The organism is Edaphobacter sp. FHG110511_03, assembly GCF_059115365.1.
Map to the genome: position 1 here is coordinate 854,487 of NZ_JBZYWL010000001.1, position 19,377 is coordinate 873,863.

17 protein-coding genes are annotated in these 19,377 nt (G+C 59.4%); 8 read left to right on the top strand and 9 right to left on the bottom strand.

Features of this window, described 5'->3' with window-relative positions; genetic code table 11:
* From AC5S26_RS03385 to AC5S26_RS03400, 4 genes are all read left to right on the top strand, one after another.
* Entirely contained in the window at positions 1–927 is a 927-nt protein-coding gene (locus AC5S26_RS03385) for an alpha/beta hydrolase family protein (protein WP_494183440.1), read from the top strand.
* Between the two features lie 83 nt (positions 928–1,010).
* Positions 1,011–2,159: a mechanosensitive ion channel family protein gene (locus AC5S26_RS03390; protein WP_494183441.1), complete on the top strand. Its 1,149-nt coding sequence runs from the start codon at positions 1,011–1,013 to the stop codon at positions 2,157–2,159.
* 67 nt (positions 2,160–2,226) lie between these two features.
* The gene (locus AC5S26_RS03395) at positions 2,227–3,144 is read left to right on the top strand and encodes a D-hexose-6-phosphate mutarotase (RefSeq protein ID WP_494183442.1); all 918 of its coding nucleotides are present in this window, start codon (positions 2,227–2,229) and stop codon (positions 3,142–3,144) included.
* 2 nt (positions 3,145–3,146) lie between these two features.
* A complete protein-coding gene (locus AC5S26_RS03400; protein ID WP_494183443.1) occupies positions 3,147–3,761 on the top strand; it encodes a Maf family protein in 615 nt (204 codons plus the stop codon).
* Between the two features lie 26 nt (positions 3,762–3,787).
* Here AC5S26_RS03400 and AC5S26_RS03405 read toward each other — a convergent pair whose 3' ends face one another.
* Genes AC5S26_RS03405 through AC5S26_RS03420 form a run of 4 tightly spaced genes read right to left on the bottom strand, consistent with a single transcriptional unit; the run spans position 3,788 to position 7,655 of the window.
* Complete coding sequence (locus AC5S26_RS03405) at positions 3,788–4,993, bottom strand: alpha/beta hydrolase family protein (protein ID WP_494183444.1); 1,206 nt, start codon at positions 4,991–4,993, stop codon at positions 3,788–3,790.
* A gap of 44 nt (positions 4,994–5,037) precedes the next feature.
* The gene (locus AC5S26_RS03410) at positions 5,038–5,742 is read right to left on the bottom strand and encodes a hypothetical protein (protein ID WP_494183445.1); all 705 of its coding nucleotides are present in this window, start codon (positions 5,740–5,742) and stop codon (positions 5,038–5,040) included.
* The gene (locus AC5S26_RS03415) at positions 5,699–6,781 is read right to left on the bottom strand and encodes an ATP-dependent DNA ligase (RefSeq protein WP_494183446.1); all 1,083 of its coding nucleotides are present in this window, start codon (positions 6,779–6,781) and stop codon (positions 5,699–5,701) included. Before AC5S26_RS03415 ends, AC5S26_RS03410 begins: the two co-directional genes overlap by 44 nt.
* Positions 6,782–6,809: 28 nt before the next feature.
* Entirely contained in the window at positions 6,810–7,655 is an 846-nt protein-coding gene (locus AC5S26_RS03420) for a class I SAM-dependent methyltransferase (protein ID WP_494183447.1), read from the bottom strand.
* Between the two features lie 92 nt (positions 7,656–7,747).
* On the opposite strand from AC5S26_RS03420, the gene murJ reads away from it, so the two are divergent.
* From murJ to AC5S26_RS03435, 3 genes are all read left to right on the top strand, one after another.
* Positions 7,748–9,394 (top strand): murein biosynthesis integral membrane protein MurJ, encoded by a 1,647-nt coding sequence (murJ, locus tag AC5S26_RS03425; protein ID WP_494183448.1) that lies wholly within the window; start codon positions 7,748–7,750, stop codon positions 9,392–9,394.
* A gap of 95 nt (positions 9,395–9,489) precedes the next feature.
* On the top strand, positions 9,490–9,972 hold the full coding sequence (locus tag AC5S26_RS03430; protein WP_494183449.1) for a hypothetical protein: 483 nt from the start codon (positions 9,490–9,492) through the stop codon (positions 9,970–9,972).
* Between the two features lie 74 nt (positions 9,973–10,046).
* A complete protein-coding gene (locus AC5S26_RS03435) occupies positions 10,047–11,627 on the top strand; it encodes a TonB family protein (protein ID WP_494183450.1) in 1,581 nt (526 codons plus the stop codon).
* Between the two features lie 3 nt (positions 11,628–11,630).
* Here AC5S26_RS03435 and accD read toward each other — a convergent pair whose 3' ends face one another.
* From accD to AC5S26_RS03460, 5 genes are all read right to left on the bottom strand, one after another.
* Entirely contained in the window at positions 11,631–12,497 is an 867-nt protein-coding gene (gene accD, locus AC5S26_RS03440) for an acetyl-CoA carboxylase, carboxyltransferase subunit beta (RefSeq protein WP_494183451.1), read from the bottom strand.
* 54 nt (positions 12,498–12,551) lie between these two features.
* The gene (locus AC5S26_RS03445; protein WP_494183452.1) at positions 12,552–13,037 is read right to left on the bottom strand and encodes a DUF4126 family protein; all 486 of its coding nucleotides are present in this window, start codon (positions 13,035–13,037) and stop codon (positions 12,552–12,554) included.
* Between the two features lie 182 nt (positions 13,038–13,219).
* Complete coding sequence (gene glyA, locus AC5S26_RS03450; RefSeq protein WP_494183453.1) at positions 13,220–14,497, bottom strand: serine hydroxymethyltransferase; 1,278 nt, start codon at positions 14,495–14,497, stop codon at positions 13,220–13,222.
* 131 nt (positions 14,498–14,628) lie between these two features.
* The gene (locus tag AC5S26_RS03455; RefSeq protein ID WP_494183454.1) at positions 14,629–17,214 is read right to left on the bottom strand and encodes a DUF3536 domain-containing protein; all 2,586 of its coding nucleotides are present in this window, start codon (positions 17,212–17,214) and stop codon (positions 14,629–14,631) included.
* A gap of 166 nt (positions 17,215–17,380) precedes the next feature.
* Entirely contained in the window at positions 17,381–18,109 is a 729-nt protein-coding gene (locus tag AC5S26_RS03460; RefSeq protein ID WP_494184599.1) for a DNA-3-methyladenine glycosylase family protein, read from the bottom strand.
* Positions 18,110–18,558: 449 nt separating this feature from the next.
* Between AC5S26_RS03460 and AC5S26_RS03465 the strand changes: the two genes are divergently transcribed.
* The gene (locus AC5S26_RS03465; RefSeq protein WP_494183455.1) at positions 18,559–19,374 is read left to right on the top strand and encodes a cytochrome c3 family protein; all 816 of its coding nucleotides are present in this window, start codon (positions 18,559–18,561) and stop codon (positions 19,372–19,374) included.
* The last annotated feature ends 3 nt before the right edge of the window (positions 19,375–19,377 follow it).

Genomic DNA, 19,377 nt, shown 5'->3' on the forward strand with positions numbered 1-19,377 from the left:
ATGCTCGCCTGCCGATCCTTCCTTGCCGTTGCACTACTTTGTGCGTCGCTGATGGTTCATGCACAGAGCTCGACTGCACTCAGCACGACGGCAATCACAACCGACCCCGCGCCAGACAAGGCGAATCCTGCGGCTATGCGGTCGTTTCAGCTGCCTAGTCATGGAGCGCTGCTCAATGCGCTGGTCTACGTTGCGGCTGGAGCGGGTCCGCATCCCATTGTGATTCTTCTGCACGGCTTTCCCGGAAACGAGCGCAACCTGGATCTCGCGCAGGCACTTCGACGTGCAGGATACGACGTCCTCTTCTTTGACTACAGGGGATCCTGGGGCTCTCCGGGCGATTTCTCTTTCATTCACTCTATTGAAGACACGCACGCCGCGATCGAATTTCTTCACGATTCTGCAAATGCAGCGAAGTTCCGAGCGGACCCCAGGAGGATTCTTCTTATCGGTCACTCCATGGGCGGAATGATTGCCGCGGTCGTTGCTTCGGAGGATGCAGAGAACGCCGACATCCGGTTCGTCGGTCTCATCTCTGCGGCGAATATGGCGGGCCGGGTCCTGCCTGCTGTAAGAGCGAATCAACAGGAAGCTGCACTGCCTGGGATTGGACGAGGGTTGGCTGCCGAGGGAATGGCGCCGCTTGCCGGTTGCACGCCGGAGTCGCTCGCCCGGGAGTTGCTGGCAAATGCTGCGCGCTGGAATATCCCTGATCTTGCGCCAAAGCTTGCCAGGCGTCCGATCCTGGTGATCACATCCGATGACGGCCTTGCCCCCGCAAACAATGAGCTGATCGAGAACCTGCACAAGCTGGGTGATACGGAGGCACGCTCCGTTCACTTCGCCACGGACCACTCTTATTCGGATCATCGCATCGCGCTTCAGCAGGAGATCCTGCGAAGCCTTGATGTTGCCCACATGCGCTGATTCAACGACAACGGGAAAGCAACCGACACAAGCCCATTCTCATCCTCACTGATAGCGTGCCGACGCGCACTGTAACCTTGATCATGATGACGATTGCTAACGTACTTCAATTTCGCCACACCTGGTTCGCCGCCGTCTTCTATTTCTGCGGCTTTATCGTTGCAGCGAATCTGATCCACTACGTTCTGTTCCGCATCCTTAAAAAGAAGGAAGAGAAAAGGATCGGCAGCCGCTGGGGGATTCAGCAGCATTTGAGCCACCCCGCACGCGCAATCTTTTTGCTGACCTGCGCCGGAATTGCCCTTCCGCTTCTACCGTCATTGGCGTCGAATCTGAAGGGCATCATTCATCAGGGATTGCTGATGGCGGTGGTTCTCTGCCTTGGCTGGTTCGCTATTGGTTGTGTCTATGTTTTGCAGGAGTTCCTGCTCCAGCGTTATGACCTGAAGTTAGAGAATAATGTTCGCGCGCGCCGCTTTCACACGCAGTTTCAACTCTTTCGCCGCATTCTGATCACCTTTGTCGTTGTTGTAACGATCGGTGCTCTTTTGTGGACCTTTAACGATCCGCGAATATGGCATTACGGCTCGGGACTTCTCGCCTCCGCTGGTCTCGCTTCGCTGATCGTTGCCACCGCGGCCAAGTCCACGGCATCGAACTTTTTCGCTGGTCTTCAGATCGCGATTACGGAACCGATTCGGATCGATGACGTTGTCGTCATCCAGGGGGAGTGGGGGCGTATAGAAGAAATTACCTCCGCCTACGTCGTCATTCGCATCTGGGATCTACGCCGCCTTATCGTTCCGCTCAGTTATTTTATTGAGAATTCATTTCAGAACTGGACCCGCGAATCCTCGGACATCCTTGGCACTTCGTTCCTGTATGTGGATTACGCGATTCCCGTCGAAGAGCTGAGAGATGAGCTGAAACGCATGGTGGAGGCCTCACCCCTGTGGGATAAAAGGGTTTGCGGTCTGCAGGTAACGAACCTGTCCGAGCGCACGATGGAGCTGCGCTGCCTGGTCAGCTCGCGCAACTCAAGCGAGAACTTTGATTTGCGCTGCCTCGTGCGCGAGAAGATGATTGCCTACATTCAGCAGCACTATCCAGAATCGTTCCCGACGACGCGCTTCGCCGCTACTTCGGAGATCCCCATCGACCTGAAACAACCTGCACCGGGAGATCAAGCGATTCTCTCGCCCGGCCGATCGGAATCCATGGACTATCGTTGATTGCAACGATGGCTTCGAAAGGTCACGAGAGCATCGATCCCCGGCAAAGGCTACACTTGATACCGACATGGACCTCAAGCAGCTTAACGATCACTTCGGAATCCCCAACGTTCTTCACTTCGACGAGCACGCGGGGCTCTCTCGCGCCGTCATTACAGCTCCAGCCGCCAGCGCCACGGTCTACCTGCAGGGGGCGCATCTCACCCATTGGCAGCCCGCAGGTGAGCGGCCAGTTCTCTTCATGAGCCGGAAGAGTGACTTTCTTCCGGGGAAACCCATTCGGGGCGGGGTTCCGATTGCCTTTCCGTGGTTCGCGATCGACTCGAAGGAAGACCGGTTTCAAGGCAAGCCCGGTCCTTCTCATGGCTTTGCCCGAATCCAGGACTGGACCCTCAGCTTTGCGGCGCTGTCTGGCGATGATCTCCATCTCACCTTTACGCTTGGGCCTACCGAGCTCAGCCGCCAGATGGGCTTCGATCACTTTCGTCTCGCCTTCGAGCTGGTGATAGGGCGCAGCCTTACGATGCGTCTCGCTGTCGCGAACGATTCAGAGGTCCCCCTACAGTTTGAAGAAGCGCTGCATACCTATTTTGCCGTCGGCGATGTCCATGAAGTTTTCATTACGGGGCTTGAGCCGACCGGTTACGTCGACAAGACGGATCACTTTCGCTTCAAGCCTGCGGCCAACGCACCGCTTCGGCTGACCGGATTCACAGACCGCGTCTACCCCAATACCACGGCGACCTGCACCATCCATGACGAACAGATCAACCGCACGATCACGGTCGAAAAGAAAAACTCCAACACCACGGTCGTCTTCAATCCATGGAAAGAGTTGCCTGACATGGGGCCGGATGAGTGGCATGAGATGGTCTGTGTAGAGACCGTGAACGCCGGGCAGAACATCGTGACGCTGGCACCCCGGTCGACCCATGTCATGGAGGCTCACATCACAGTGCAGAAATCGCAGGAGAAACGAGGCTGACCATGCTGATCCTCGCATCGTCGTCACCCCGGCGCACCCAGTTGCTGAAGCTTGCGGGCCTTGATTTCACAGTGGAGGCAGCCGATATCGATGAGCGACTCCAGCCGGACGAAGCCCCGGCGACATATGTGCAACGGCTCGCACTCGAGAAGGCACAGGCAGTCTGGGATCGTCACAGATCGGAGGAGAACGCCGACCTCGTCGTGCTGGGGGCCGATACCACAGTAGTGTGCGATGGCATGATCCTTGGAAAGCCTGTCGATCAGGCAGATGCTCGAAGGATGCTGGAGATGCTCGCTGGCCGCACGCACCAGGTGCTTACCGGAATCGCCGCAGTCTCGCATCGCGGGCTGTTCAGCGAGATCGAGATTACACAGGTCTTTTTCGACCTGATCAGCGAGGAAGAGATGGTCCACTATCTCGCCAGCGGCGAGCCCATGGATAAGGCAGGGGCTTATGGGATCCAGGGCTACGCGGCCCGCTGGATTCCGCGGATCGAAGGCTGCTTCTTCAACGTAATGGGATTGCCTCTTGCACGCACGATGGAGCTGCTGGCGAAGGAATGTGAAGGACGCAGCGAAGCGCAGCCGCCGGTCTCGAGGCTCGCCGCCCGGTAAGGAGCTTAGGCGATATCTGTAGCAATTTACGGAGTCATCTGGCTTTCAAGCCTTCTCGCCTCGGCCGGAGTCGCGGCGAGTTTCTTGAAAGCACTATAGACGAACGATCCGAGATACCAGCCGTCCATGTATTTATAGGGAGTCTCTCCGGTTGTGTAGTGGCCGCAGGGCAGCACCTTCGAGACATAATCGATCCCCAGCCTGTCGAAGTTCTTCAGCACATCAAGCGAGAACTCCTGCAGAAAGGTGAGGTCGTAGGTTGCGTGTACGACCAGCACGCGTTTGGAATTCGCGGCGAACCGGTCCATGTACGACATGGGACTGATGGACGTGAAGACCCGCCGCACATCATCCTGGGTCAGCCCTTGTTGTTCAAAGGACGCACGGATATGGCGCGTACTCTGACCGGTCCAGACCACATCGCCGAACCATGTGGAGGCGTGGTTGAATGCACAGACGCGCAGGCGCGGGTCGAACGCTGCGGCGATGAAGGCGTAGCAGCTTCCCAGGCTTGTGCCCAGTACGCCCATCTGCTCGTAACCCTGCTGCTCCAGCCAGTCGATGCAACTCCGGATATCAACGACCGCCTGGCGGCACGCCTCGATGGTGCGACCGATGTTCGAGCTCACGGCATAGTCCGAACGCTCCAGCTCGGACGGTCTGCGAATGTCATGGTACGGTTTTGAGAGCCGCAGCGCTGAGATGCCAAAGCGATTGAACAGTGTGCACAAAGCGTTGTGGCTGAAGGCGTCGGCGTTCCACTGCGGCATTACGATCATCGCCTGCTTCACTCTCTTATGCGAAGGCTCAGGCGCGGGATACCAGCGCGCATTGACGATGTCGTTCTCCGGATAGCGGGTTCGCACGGGAGAGGTAAATCGCAGGAACTCCGCCGTGGAAAGCTCGCCTGAATGTGCCTGCCGCTTCATCTCTGCATCCTGCTCAAGCGTCTCCGGACGCACGTTCGTCGGGAAGAGCTGCGGATGGCGGTGTTCGAGCCGGAAATCCACTGGCGTCTCATAACCAAAGAATTCATCTGCCCGCTCAACAATTTGGTTGTTAAGCGAGACCATGCGGTCGAATCCTGAAGCGCCTGTAAGATTGCCGGCCTGGATGAAATCGCTTAGCCAGTCCTCGCCCCACTCCAGCGGCCTGACAATGCGGTTGGTGTCGCGCGTGGTCAACGCCGTCTCCCAGGCGTACATCCACTTCGCGTAAAGCTTTCCGAGCATCCTTCTAGTTTATCAAGCGATGAGGGTGACCAAATGAATCCCGATCAGACTTCGGCTACCACCATGCAGACCCGGCCCACGATATGGTCTCCAGGAGATTCATTCGGGACCAGGGGAAGCAGCTGTACGGGGAAATCGCGCACATAGGGCTTGAGAATGAGATGGCGCTCATCGAAGTCGACGTGGCGAAGCAGAAGCATGGGACCAAAACGGACAGCATAGATGCTAGCCTGGTTCGCGCGATAGGGGGCGAGGGAATTGTAATGACGGTCCAGCACGGCAATGGATCCGGGCGGGAGCAGGGGAGCCATCGCCGTAGCCTGTTGCGCATCCGTGCGCACGGCGAGGAACCGTTGCCAGTGCGTGCGGCGGGTGGCGGGGCGCGCGCGGTTCTCGTACAGCCTGGAGGTTGAGATTGGAATCACCTCAATCGTTGCGGCAGGCGCGATCGAGACATCCTCCATCGCGGAGGAGGGAGAGACGATCGGAACCGACTCCACCGGGTCCAGTTCCTGGGCAAGGGGAGGATTACCCCCTCCGGCAGTTAGCTCCAAAGGAAGAATCTCCTCGATCCTGAGGTTCTGGGCCGCCAGAACGCGGTCGAGGCCTTCAAGCGACAAAGCACGCTTCCGATTGAGAAAGTTAGAGATGTGTGCCTGTTTGAACGCCAGCGTGTGGGCAAAGTCGTAGTGAAAGAGCGTGTCCTCAGCGGCCGGTGGCGAAGATGGAGGAGAGCTCGTGCGGGGCAATGACCTCGAGCTGCGCGTAGGTGCATTCGGCAGGCGGCTTGTCGGTGCGCCAGCGGCGGAACTGCGCCATGTGGCGAAAGCGCGTGCCCTGCATATGCTCGTAGGCGACTTCGACGACAAGCTCGGGTCGCAGCGGCTGCCAGGAGAGGTCCTTGCCCTGGCTCCATCGGCTCTGGCCGCCGGGCATGCGCTGATTCTCAGCCGCGCCGCTGGCCTCAGCCCACGATCGCCAGGGGTGATCTGCGAGCGCGTTGCGGCGATAGGGCTCGAGAAATTCAACGAGCTCACGCCGCTTCGCCTTGGTGAAGCTTGCACAGACTCCCACGTGCTGCAGCGAGCCGGACACATCGTAGAGGCCGAGCAGGAGCGATCCGATAGCCTCGTTCTCGGCGTCCTTGTGCCAGCGGAAACCGGCGACGACACAGTCGCAGTCGCGTTCGTGCTTAACCTTGAGCATCGTGCGTTTGTTCGGCTCGTAGATACCGGTGGCGGGCTTAGCCATTACGCCGTCGAGTCCCGCGCCTTCGAAGCGCCGGAACCAGTCGCGCGCTGTAGCCACGTCCCGTGTGGCCGGCGTGATGTGGATGGGCGGCTTCGCTTTCGCCAGTAGCGATTCCAATTCGGAGCGGCGTTGCTCGAAGGGCTGCTGGGTCAGGTCGCGATCGCCAATGGCGAGCACATCGAAGAAGACGACGGAAGTGGGAATCTGTTGCGAGAGCAGTTTGATACGCGATGCGGCTGGGTGAATGCGAAGCTGCAGCGCGTCGAAATCCAGCCCATCTGCTGCCGCGATGACGATCTCTCCATCGAGGACGCAACGCTCGGGAAGCTGCGACTTCAGCGGATCGAAGAGCTCGGGGAAGTAGCGGTCGAGCGGCTTCTGATCGCGGCTCTGAATCAGAAGCTCATCGCCGTCGCGAAAGATCAGCGCGCGAAAGCCATCCCACTTGGGCTCGAAGATCCAGGCATCGCCCTCGGGAATCTCGTCGACTCGCTTGGCGAGCATGGGCAGCACAGGTGGTGATACAGGAAGGTTCACGCTGCGATGGTATACCCCCGGCTCGAATTCATACCCATGCGCTGACGATGCGGCCAGCGCTTCCCAGCAGTTTCAGATTGTCCTTGCGATCTGCAAAGTAACGGGCGTTGATCTGTTCGCCACCGAGATCTTCGATCGTTTGAAAGGCGGTAAGCTCGGCGGCCATCTCGGGCGGGGTGAAGAAGAGCTGAAAGGGCTCGCCCGCGAGCTGAACCCGCGAAGCAAGAGAATCGTGCGCGAGCTGCTCAAAGTAGGGCAACGCGGAGCGGGGCTGGCCGTAGTCCATGACGACACCGCTTCCGGCAGGCAAAGTTGCGATGAGCGAAAGCGTGGAGCGGAAGGCGGGCTGGGTAAGGTAAGGTACGACGCCGAGCCAGGCGAAAAATGCGGGACGCGAGGCATCGAAGCCCGCGGCAGTGAGTTGAGTCGCGAGCAGCTGATGCTCGAAGTCGACCGGGACATAGGTGAGGCTGGAGGGAATGGAGATGCCATTGGCACCGAGCAGCTCATGCTTCCACTGCTGTGTGGCGGGGTGATCGACCTCGAAGACGTGGAGCCCCGGAAACGGATTGCGATAAGCGAAGGTGTCGAGACCGGCACCCAGCAGGACGTACTGAGTCACTCCGCGCGCCACGGCCTGGGCGAGCAGGTCTTCTGCATAACGGCTGCGCGCCACCATAAAGGCTCGCAGCGAGACCGAGAACGGCTTTTGCAGCTTGGTGACCGTGCGTTCCACCTCGGGGAGGTATTCGCTGCCGAGGATGGGGACAGCGACCGGGTCGTTGAAGACGAGCGGCTGCGCGTCATAAAGCTGGTGTGCGGCGCGACGCATGGCGACGCGAAGGGCAGTGCGGGATGGGCGGGCGGCTTCCATGGCTTTCCTAAAGTTTAATAGGTTGTTGAGGAGCCGATGGAGATGGATGGTGATCTTCCTGTTAACTCTTCTTCGCGGATGCAGTGTCGAAGATGCGCTGGCCCGGTAAAGTTAAAGGTACGGTGAGCCAGCCTTCCTCAAAACCATTGACCCCACCCCGTCCCAAAGGATTTCTGGCCAGGTCCTCCGCAGTAGCCGTCGCCAGCGGCATTCTGATGAGCCGTCTGCTGGGACTGGTGCGGGATCGTGTTTTTGCGCACTATCTCGGCAACTCGGATGTTGCCGATGCCTTCCGCGCGGCCTTTCGCATTCCCAACTTCCTCCAGAATCTCTTCGGCGAAGGGGTTCTTTCTGCGTCCTTCATTCCGGTCTACGCTCGGCTCAGGGCAGAGGAGCGTAACGAAGAGGCTTCAGAGCTGGCCGAAGCGATCTTTGCGATTTTGCTGCTGGTCACGTCGGTGCTGGTGCTGTTGGGAGTCTTCGCCGCGCCGTGGCTGATTGACATCATTGCTCCCGGCTTCCAGGGGGCGAAGCGTGCCCTGACCGTTCGCTTGGTGCAGATCCTGTTTCCGGGAGCTGCGCTGCTGGTGTTCTCGGCTTGGTGCCTTGGAGTTCTGAACAGTCATCGGAAGTTTCTGCTGTCCTATGCCGCTCCGGTGATCTGGAATTTGACCATGATCGCCGCCTTCCTTTGGGACGCGGGACGCCAGGGGGAAGAGCATCTTGCCATAGTGATTGCCGTGGCCTCGGTGATCGGTAGCGGGCTACAGTTTGCGATCCAGGTGCCGTCCGTTCTGAGTTTGCTGCGGCCGCTGGCGCTTCGGGTGAAGTTTCGTGGCACTTCCGTGCGATCCGTAGTGCGCAACTTCTTTCCCGTCTTTCTTAGTCGTGGAGTGGTTCAGATCAGCGCTTATCTCGACTCCCTGCTTGCGAGCTACCTGCCTACGGGAGCCGTCTCCGCTCTTGCCTACGCGCAGAACCTGAATGCGCTTCCGGTAAGCCTGTTCGGCATGGCGGTCTCTGCCGCGGAGCTGCCGGCGATGTCGAGCGCGCTGGGAAGCTCGGAGCAGATTGCCGAAGTGCTGCGCAACCGACTGGCGCAGGGACTCAAAAACATCGCATTCTTTGTCGTTCCCTCTGCGGTGGCATTCCTCATCCTGGGTGACGTGATTGTAGCGACGATCTATCGGACGGGACAGTTCACGATGAAGGATGTGATGCTGGTGTGGACCGTGCTGGCCGGTTCTGCGGTCGGACTGCTGGCGTCAACCTCCGGAAGGCTGTATTCCTCCGCTTTCTATGCGCTGCGCGATACGCGTACGCCTTTGCTCTTTGCGGTGATCCGTGTTGCCCTTACGGTCCTCCTGGGATATTTCTTTGCGCTTCCGCTGCCGAGATTCCTCGGAATCGACCGTCACTGGGGAGTCGCCGGGCTTACGTTCTCGGCTGGCCTTGCCGGATGGGTCGAATTCGTTCTACTGCGAAAAGAGCTTCACAAGAGGATCGGCGCGGTTCCGTCCCAGCGCTCCCGGACGGCGCGGCTGTGGGGAGCTGCGGTGCTGGCGGCTCTGATCGGCTATGGCGTGAAGACGGTGCTTCCAATTCGGCCCAGCCATTATTCCTCGCTTCTGATCGGGGCGATTGTGCTTCCTCTCTTCGGAGTGCTGTATGTGGTCTTCAGCCATGTCATGGGCGTCGCCATGCCGAGCAGTCTGCAGCGGTTCCTCCGGCGCAGTTAGGGAATAAGACGAAACATCTCTTCCCGCATCGCTCATCCACCTTCTTTTTCTGCCGATGAGAGTTGTGTCGTGAAGCAACACCACGGGAGAGAGAGATGATCCGGCAGGCGATCAATTGCGATATGTGCGGGGCAGAGAGGCTGGAGCCCACGAGTCATTGGTTTGTGGCGGACGAGCTGGGCGGCGAGTTGAGGCTGCGCGGGTGGGAGTCCCCGAAGGGCTCCCGGAAGAACTTGAAGCATCTGTGCGGACAGAAGTGTGTGCAGCGGCTGATGGACAATTTTACGGCGTCGATGATGGCCGGTCTGCAGATGGGCAAGAGTGTGAAGGAAGTTACCTTCGAAAAGAAGGAGGCCCTTGCTCAGACCGCAACCGATCACGAAGACATGCCGATCCTCGAACGGATGGGTTACGACCGGGAGACCGCTGCCCTGATCGAGGCGGAGTCCTGGGCCGGACCGGTACGGCCGAAGGAGAGTACGTGGGGCGCGGACGCCAGGACCAGTGGCGAGAACCATGCTTCGACGGCTCGGAGTGCGAAGCCGCAGGGAGTTCGCCCGTTTCAGCGTTCGGCTTAGGCAGGCGGGAGGACGCACGGGTGATTGGGAGAAGATGCGTATCCGGTGAAGGGATGAACTAGAATCTCCGAACGATGAGTCCTGCTAAGTGCTGCCTGATTGTTCTGGCCACGCTCGTCGGGCAGCTTTCGGCCCAGACGGCCTCAGGACCGGTTCTTGCAACCGAGCCAAGGATTCAATATCCGCCGATTGCACGGGCGGCGCATGTGGAGGGCGACGTTGTCGTAAGGTTTTCGATCGATTCGGACGGTCGTACGACTTCGGTCCAGACGTTATCGGGGTCTCCCATATTGCAGCCTTCAGTCGAAGGGCAGATCAAGGAGTGGAGGTTCAGGGTACCGCTGCCACCAAATGCGCAGAGCGATTTTGAGGCGGTCTATAAATTCCGTCTGCGTGCGGCGGACGAGAGTCTCGATGACGACCTTGATGCTCCGCCGTACTATCCCTGCTGTGGGCATCTGATAACTCTGCCATTGGGGGCTATGGCAGTTACGGGCGAAGTGCGCAGTCTCGATGGAAGCCAGAAGATCGATGTAACTCCGGCTGCTGCAGGGGCTGCCGAGGATCGTTGTCCGGACGACAAAGAGAAGCAGGTTCCCTCCGGTTCGGATTCGGATGATTTTGTCGAACTCTTTCGTGCGTGCTGGAAGGGATGCCTTGACTACAAGGTTCGCGTCTATCGTGATGGCCGCGTGGAATGGCATGGCAGGGATCAGGTTGTGACGAAGGGAGAAGGCAGGGGACAGATTTCTGGGCAGGCCGCTTCTGCACTGGTTTCCAAGTCTCAGGCGCATTCTTTCTGGTCGGGATGTTCGGCTGTGCCTCCTCCATTAAGCCAGGATCGTGAGGCACAGGAGTTCAAGAGCGGCGACTACCTTACGGTGAAGATTGGCGATCATGTGAAGTCGCTGGACGTAAATAGTTCCTTTGGGAGCAATCCCGAGTCAGGGAAGCGGTTTGAGTGGGCTATTGATAAAACAGCGAACACACATGACTGGATCCACGGCGATGCTGTTTTCGAGCCGTTCGAGAACATGTCGCGCGATATTTTGATGCCGAAGCCCGGTATGACTGCGCTCATACGATCGATCTTCCACTTCAGTCCTTCGACCGGGCAACTGACGCATGAAGCGTTGAAACATCTCCTGGCATCGAACGTGGATGTGGATGCCACGGATGAGAGCGGATGGACGGCATTGATGTATGCCGCCGAGTTGAACTCGGACAATCGGCCTGTGGATCTTCTGCTGGAGGCGCATGCGAATGTAAATCGCGTCTCCCTTCACGGCGATTCTGCCTTGATGATGGCGGCATACGGCGGCAGGCTCAGCGAGAGTCTGTTGAAGGCGGGCGCTGACATCAATGCACGTAACGCGGATGGCGTCACGACGCTGATGCTTCTTGCTCAACATATCGATCCGGACAAATTGCATGAAGCGATCGCTGCAGGAGCCGATCCCACCGCTCAGGACCGTGAAGGCCGCACTGCCCTCGATTATCTGCGGGCAGCATCCTGTGAGAAGGCGATTGTTCCTTTGCCGGAACCCGAGGCGCGGATTGTGCCCAAGGAACCGCTACCCTGTCCTCCCAACAGCGAAGAGTCCAGGATGAGTGAGGCGTTGCTGAAGGTTGCGATGAAGAAAAAGCCGAAGTAATTCTTAGGCGGATTCTTCAGTCTGCTTTGTCGGTCCAGTCATCCAGGCAAGGGCCTGGGCAAGATACTGCTTCATCTCTTTGCGATTGACGATCTCGTCAAGGAAACCGTGTTCGAGAAGGAACTCGGAACGCTGGAAGCCTTCGGGAAGCTTCTGGCGGATGGTCTGTTCGATGACGCGCGGTCCGGCGAAGCCGATCAGCGCGCCGGGCTCGGCGATATTGAGGTCGCCCAGCATGGCGAAGCTGGCCGTAACTCCACCGGTGGTGGGGTCGGTCATCACCGAGATGTAGGGAATCTTTTCATCATCCATGCGCGCCAGGCCCGCGGAGACCTTGGCAAGCTGCATCAACGAGGCGATGCCCTCCATCATGCGGGCACCCCCTGAGGCCGAGATGATGATGAGGGGATGGCGGGTCTCGAGGGAGCGATCGACCGCACGCGCGATGGTCTCTCCGACCACCGAGCCCATGGAACCGCCGATGAAGCTGTACTCCATTACCGAAAGCACAACCGGTTGGGAGCCGATATTGCCCAAGGCGTTGATGATGGCGTCGTTGAGGCCGGTCTTCCGGCGGGCGTCTTCCAGGCGTTTCTTGTAAGGCTTCAGGTCTGTGAATTCAAGGGGATCGGTGGAGCGCAGGTCGAGATCCACAAGCTCATAGCCGGGTTCGAGGAGGCTGTTGATGCGCTCACGGGCCCCGATGCGGAAGTGATAGCCGCACTTGGGGCACACCTGCAGGTTGGCTTCGAGATCAGCCTTGAAGATCACTTCGCGGCACTTCGGGCAACGAACCCACAGTCCTTCGGTGCGGACCGTTCTTTCGGAATCGTTGACGATCTCGTTCTCTTCGCGTTTGAACCAGCTCATGCCTGTCGTATGCCTTCCGGGGGTACCCCGACTATTGTAGCGGTTCGCGTGCGTTCAGCCGGTAATGATGCCCATACAGAGGATGGCACAGGCGATGGCGAAGAAGTCTTCGCTGACAGTGACATGCCAGGTCTTGCAGCCGAGGCGGTGGGTGAGTTGGCGCCGAAGCTGATACGCCGTGAAGGCTCCCACCAGAGAGCCGAGGACCCCGAGGATAATGCCTTCGACTTCCGGAGCATCCAGTGAAGAGGCGACGATGGCCCCGACCAGGCCCCCGAAAAAGAAGCGGATGAGGAGCACAGTGGGGCGTGTGGGGCGTGGCATCCGGGAGTACTTGTCCATGACGTACTCGAGAATGGCCAGCACGGTAAAGGCGATCGCGACCGGGAACTTGGCAGACCATCCGGCCCAGTCGTCGACTGGAAGGAGCTTAAGCCAGGCAAACCAACAGAGGACCGTCATCGGGGTCATGGTCCGCATGCCCGTGATGAAGCCGAGCAGCGGGATCGCGATGAGCCAGGTGAGGACCTCGATGGTCATGAAAGCCAAATCCTCCGTATTAGATCAACACTGCCTACAGGGTGCAGTTGCTCCACAGTTAAGATGGACGAGCCGAATGTACACGAAGTCTCGCTGGAGCCGACAGGGTAAACGAAAGCAGAAAAGCCCGGTCAGTATCTCAGGGGGAGATGCTGCCGGGCTCGGAAGTGCTGTGAAGCGGATCAGGCGACGGGCTGGGGCTGACGGAGCCAGTCATAGAGCGGAAACTGTTCAGCCAGCTCAGTAACCTCGCCGCGAATCTTACGCAGAGCCGCGGGGTCATTGCGCTTGTCGAGCGCGCTGGCGATCCAGCCTGCGATCCGGCGCATCTCGGCCTCCTTCATGCCCCTTGTGGTCAGGGCCGGAGTTCCGATACGAATCCCGCTGGGCTTCATGGGCGGGTTAGTGTCGTAAGGAATTGCGTTCTTATTGACCGTGATGCCGGCTTCGCCGAGCGCATTTTCCGCCTCGGAGCCCAGGATTCCCTTCTGGAAGACATCGACGAGCATCAGATGATTGTCGGTACCACCGGAGATGATGCGGAAGCCCTCGCCAGCTAGAGCCTCGGCCAGAACCTTGGCGTTGGCAACTACCTGGTGGGCATAGGTCGAGAATGTCGAGTCAAGAGCCTCTTTGAAGGCGACGCCCTTGGCAGCGACGATATGCATGAGTGGGCCGCCCTGCTGGCCGGGGAAGACGCTGCGATCGACGGCTGCGGCGTGCTCCTGCTTGCAGAGGATGAGCCCGGCACGAGGTCCGCGCAGGGTCTTGTGGGTGGTGGTGGTCGTGATGTGGGCGTGGGGCACCGGCGAGGGGTGCGCTCCGCCTGCGACCAGGCCGGCGAAGTGGGCCATATCGACCATCAGAAACGCTCCGACCTTGTCGGCGATCTCCCGCATACGGGGGAAATCGAAGATGCGCGGGTAGGCGCTGCCTCCCCCGACAATCACCTTGGGTTTCTCGCGCAGGGCCAGCGCTTCGAGCTCGTCATAGTCGATGGTCTCGGTATCCTTGCGGACCTGGTAGCCGACGATGCGGTAGAGCTTGCCTGAGAAGTTGAGTTTATGCCCGTGGGTCAAGTGGCCGCCGTGCGCCAGGTCGAGGCCCAGAAGGGTGTCGCCGGGGTTGATGATCGCCATGTAGGCGGCGGCGTTGGCCTGCGAGCCCGAGTGCGGCTGCACGTTGGCGTGCTCGGCCCCAAAGAGCTGTTTGGCCCGATCGCGGGCGATGTTCTCGACCACGTCCGCGAACTCGCAGCCACCGTAGTAGCGCTTGCCGGGATAGCCTTCGGCGTATTTGTTGGTGAAGACGGTTCCGGCGGCCTCCAGCACGGCGCGGCTGACGAAGTTTTCGGATGCGATCATCTCGAGGCCTTCGTGCTGGCGGACGACTTCGTCGTCGATCTGCGCGGCGATCTCGGGATCGGCTTGGGCAAGCGGAGCGTTCTGGTCGATAGGCATAGTCTTATTTTATGCCGGGTAGGCCCTCAGGCCTATGCCGGGCAAACCTGCTTCCTTCTAACTCCCCATCATGGAGCTAAGAAGGATGTCCCGGAGTTCAATCGCTCCGGGAAGGATTCGAAGAAGAATTCCTAGAAGGCGCTGACTCCCTCTTCCGTAACCAGTTGATCCACCCGGATATTCATTGCCTCGCCGAGTTTGCGGAAGTCTTCACGCCAGTTATCGGTCCAATAAGTACGGTCACTGCGGCGCAGAAGATCGTTCCATATGTTCTGCGCCTGCCAGAAGTTAACCTCGAAGGGGAGCTGATGAAAGGTTTCCGCGATCGCTAGTGTGTCGGAAAGAACTTTGGCTGCCGGCTCGTCACCGGCTGCAGCGGCTTCAAGCGCCACCATGGCGCGCTTCATACGCTGGCCCGCCTCGTAGCCGAGTTCCTGGGTATTAAGGGTAATGTGTTCGGCGCCGGCGCGCTGAGCCAGCGCAAGCACGTTGTCGGCCTCGAACTGTTCCGCTTCGATGGCGCGCCGCAGCATCGACCCGATGGCATAATTGGCGACCACTTCGAGAGCGGTGGGAGGTGCCATCCCGCATTCGGTAAGGAAATCGAGCAGGGAGGTGTGATCCTCGTAGATTTTGCTCAGCGAACTTTCCATCTCCGCGACCGTCTGGGTAAGGATCGCCTGGAGGATGCGATGCTGCTCGTCCGCAAAGAGCGACAGCAGCGAATAGTCCATCCCTCCGAAGAGCTGGTCGATCAGCCGGATGACCTCTGGGAGATTGGCGCGTCGCATGGCCTCGGAGACTTCACGGGAGAATGTCTCGAAGGCCGCGACCTGCGCGGGATCAGAGGAGTCGTAGCGTTTTACCGCTGCGGAGAGGTTCTGGTCGCCCAGATGCAGTACGGCAAAGCAGATCTCCTCGGTCTCCTCGGTGATGCGGGAGTCGATCCACGCAGCACCGAGCGCGACCCTCCCTCGCCCTGAGCTGAAGACCTGGTGGCTCTGCCTGCGGACGTTGTAGCAGAACAGCTCTCCCTGTTCCGGATAGGAGCGGAAGATGGAGCTAATGGCGTAATGAGCGCCAACCTCTTCGAGGCCGATCTTCATTCCGGTCACGAAACGCTTGTAGACCTCCGCAGCGTTGCCGATCTCCGGCAGGTTGCTGTTGGCCGTCGCAAGAACATCGAGAAATTTTGCCTCCAGAACCTCGCCTGGTTTGCCAAAGAGACGCGCAGCAAGCTGAAGAACCCGGGCGGCGTAGGCGATGACTTGAACCGTCTCGATTCCCGAGACCTCGTCAAAGAACCAGCCGCAGCTGGTGTACATCAGCTGGATGTGGCGCTCCAGCTCCATCAGTTCGAGAGCGGTGATGCGTTCCGCCTGCGAGAGTTCGTGGGAGGCGTGTTTCGCGAAGAAGGCGTCGATGTTGGGGCGGGATCGGTCCAAAATCACGCTGATGTAGGCATCACGCGCGGCCCAGAGATCCTTGTAGAGCGTGCACGAAAGCTTCTCGGTCAGGGGAATGGTCGCATCCCGAAGCTGGTCGAGCGCCACCCGCAGGGCAGCCCGCCACTCCTGGTTCCAGCCCGGGCGGCCTCCACTGTTGCATCCGCAGTTGGAGCGCCAGCGTTCGACGCCATGGGCGCAGCTCCAGGAGGTGTCGTCGACGATCTCGGCCTCCCAGCGGGGAGGGTACTTTGCGAGAAAAGCTGCGTAGTTGATCAGCTGGGCCCGTCGCCCGTCCTCAAGCCAGTGAATCGCGTAGGAGAGCGCCATCTCTCCATGTCTGTGGTGATGGCCGTAGCTCTCCCCATCCGTGGCGACGTCGGAGAGCAGCGCGGGTTCTTCTCTGGTGGCCTCCGATTCCTCCCCGAATCCGGCAAGAAGCCGCTCTCCGAAGCTCACGCCGCTGTTGAGCAACCCTTCGAATGCGATGGCTCGGGAGCTCGGACCGTTATAGAAAAAGACCGTGATGGATCGGCCCTCATCGAGGGCAACCCTGTAAGGGTGCCTGGTATCGACGGAGGCATCGACCGTCTCGGTCCAGGGAATTTTTTCAAGCGAAGCCCCGGGTTTTGCCCCATCGCTTGCGGCTGCCACAGGCATCGCCGCGGCCAAGGGGCGAACTCGTGCGGACTGATGCGGTGCCAGGATGGTGAAGAGGATGCCCTCCTGGGCCATCAGGTCGAGGACGGTGCGGTTGGCGGCGGTCTCCGACAGCCACATACCTTCGGGCCTGCGTCCGAAGCGGTGCTCAAAGTCGTAGATGCCCCATCGAATCTGGGTGCGGGCATCGCGCTCGTTGGCGAGCGGCATGATGATGTGGTTGTACACCTGCGCGATTGCGGATCCGTGACCGTCGTTATGATGCGCGCTGGCGCGGTCCGCATCGAGGATCATGCGATAGACGCGAGGTGCGAAGTCATTGAGCCAACTCAGCAGCGTGGGTCCAAAGTTAAAGCTGATCCACGAGTAGTTGTTCATGATGCGGACGATCTTGTTCTCCGTATCGGTGATGCGGGAGGCTCCATTGGGCGCGTAGCATTCGGCCGTGATGCGATCGTTCCAGTCGTGATACGGCGCGGCCGAGTCCTGGATCTCCACCGTCTCGAGCCAGGGGTTCTCGCGGGGCGGCTGGTAGAAGTGCCCGTGAATACAGACGTACCGGTCCGTGAAGGGGACCTCAGAAGACCTCGGAGATTGTTCAGGTGTCGCCATCTGTCACCTTAGAGACTATCGGGCCCCTCGGGGTTGGGTTGGCTAAGGAAATCACAAACGAGAGTGAAGCGCAGAAACAATTTTCATCAGACTTTGACGCAGGCCTGAATGAGTTCTAAAAGTCATCCCGGAAAGAAACATTCGATCGATGTGGAGCGCGAGGGATCTATGACTTCGTGTCGCCCGGCCTGGGAGTGCCAGTCCCATTTGCCAGATCGCAGGCGCGGTACATGTACCAACTCGCGATCGATCGCCAGGGAGCCCACCGGCGCCCCCGTTTGTGCATCACCTCCGCAGTTGGAAGGTCGGCCGGCGTGACCTTTACCGTGGGCTTCAGTCCCTGGAAGGTAAGTGCGAATCCCTTGCGTATCCCGTAGTCCGAGACCGGAAAGACATCGGGTCGGCCCAGCCGGAAGATCAGGAACATCTCGACCGTCCAGCGGCCAATGCCGCGAACCTGCGTGAGGTGTTCGATGATGTCCTCGTCGGACATGCGGCGGATCCGCGCCAGAGTCGGCACGGTTCCATCAACCGTCTTGGCGGCCAGATCGCGTAGGGCGAGCATCTTGTTGTGCGAGAGTCCGGCGGTGCGAAGCTGCTCGTTGGGGCAATCGAGCAGGTGCTGCGCGGAGGGATGAACTCCGATTCCGCAGACGTCGTGGAAGCTCTCCAGCACGCGTTTGTGGATCGTCGCCGCGGCCTTGCCATGAAGCTGCTGATAGATGATCGATTCGACGAGTGCTTCGAAGGGAGACTGCGCGCTGGCGAGGCGCAACGTAAAGGGGCCGGCTCGAGCGATCAGGCGGCCCAGCTTTGGATCGGCTGCGGAGAGTTGCGCGATCGCAGTATCGGAGTCGTACTGCGGAGCACGAGGACGAGGGATGCTTCGAGCCATGAGCATGACCGTAGCAGAGAGTGGCAAGCGGCTTCTACTGCGACGGCAATGTTTGCTATCAGGCACAGGGAAGATGGGTTGCACTAATTCGGACTGAATTGGTGCGGATTTACAAGCCGTATACCTTTCGGGCAGGGTAGATATTGTGGTGCGAAGAGCTCTCATCGCACCGATGCACGAGATGTTGTGCAGCTGTTTTTTCGAGGGCGCTCCCCACGTTTCGATAATCGGCGTAACGCCGAAAATCAAAGGCGAGTATCGGCCAGTGGGGTTTTGAATGGCTTTTTCCACTGCTATACTCGGAGTTTCTGAGAGACGAAAATTCAGGCGGAAGCTAACTGAGCGGATGCCGATAACCGCCGATGCGTTTCCGGTCGGCGCAGCAGCCAAAAAGAACCAAAAAACCTTGAACCCCCTTCTCCCGCCGGAGAGGAAGCAGGAAAGCACTCATGGCGCAAGTTTTTGACCGCAGTTCGAACGCGCTGGCTCGAGCGAGCCTGGTTTTGACGGGCTTGATCGTCATCGCGCTCGGCGTTGCCCTGAACCAGCTGCAGCGATCCCCGTGGGTCACCAGGCAGGGCCAGCGGCCGGATCAACCGATCCCCTTCAGCCACAAGCATCACGTCGAAGGCCTCGGTTTGCAGTGCCAGTACTGCCACACGCAAGTGGAGAAGGCGGCTTATGCAGGCATTCCCCCCACCAAGACCTGCATCAACTGTCATGCGCAGATCTGGACCAATGCCGACTATCTCGAGCCGGTGCGCGAGAGCTGGGCGACGGGGGCTTCCATTCAGTGGATCCGTGTCCACGACCTTCCGGACTACGTTTATTTCAACCACGAAATTCATGTGAACAAGGGCATCGGCTGCGCCAGTTGTCATGGTCGCGTGGACGAGATGCCGCTGATGTATCAGCAGAACACGCTGCAGATGGAGTGGTGCCTGAACTGCCACCGCAATCCTGCCGTGAACCTGCGTCCGACCTCCGAGATCTACAACATGGCGTGGGCTGGACCCTCGAGCAGTAAGCCAGTCTGGTGCGGATCGACAGGAAAGGGCGGCCCGACGGCGAATGCGGTCAGCTGCACCGAGGCCGATCCTAACAAGGGCGGAGCTGAGCTGGTTTCGCTGCAGACAGGTGGAGCGGCGACCCCGGTCAGCTATCAAAAGTTCACCAGCCAGATGGAGCTGGGCAAATACTTGACGGCGCAGTATCACATTCGCACGCCGAATGAGCTCTCCAGCTGCGAGACGTGCCACCGATGAAGA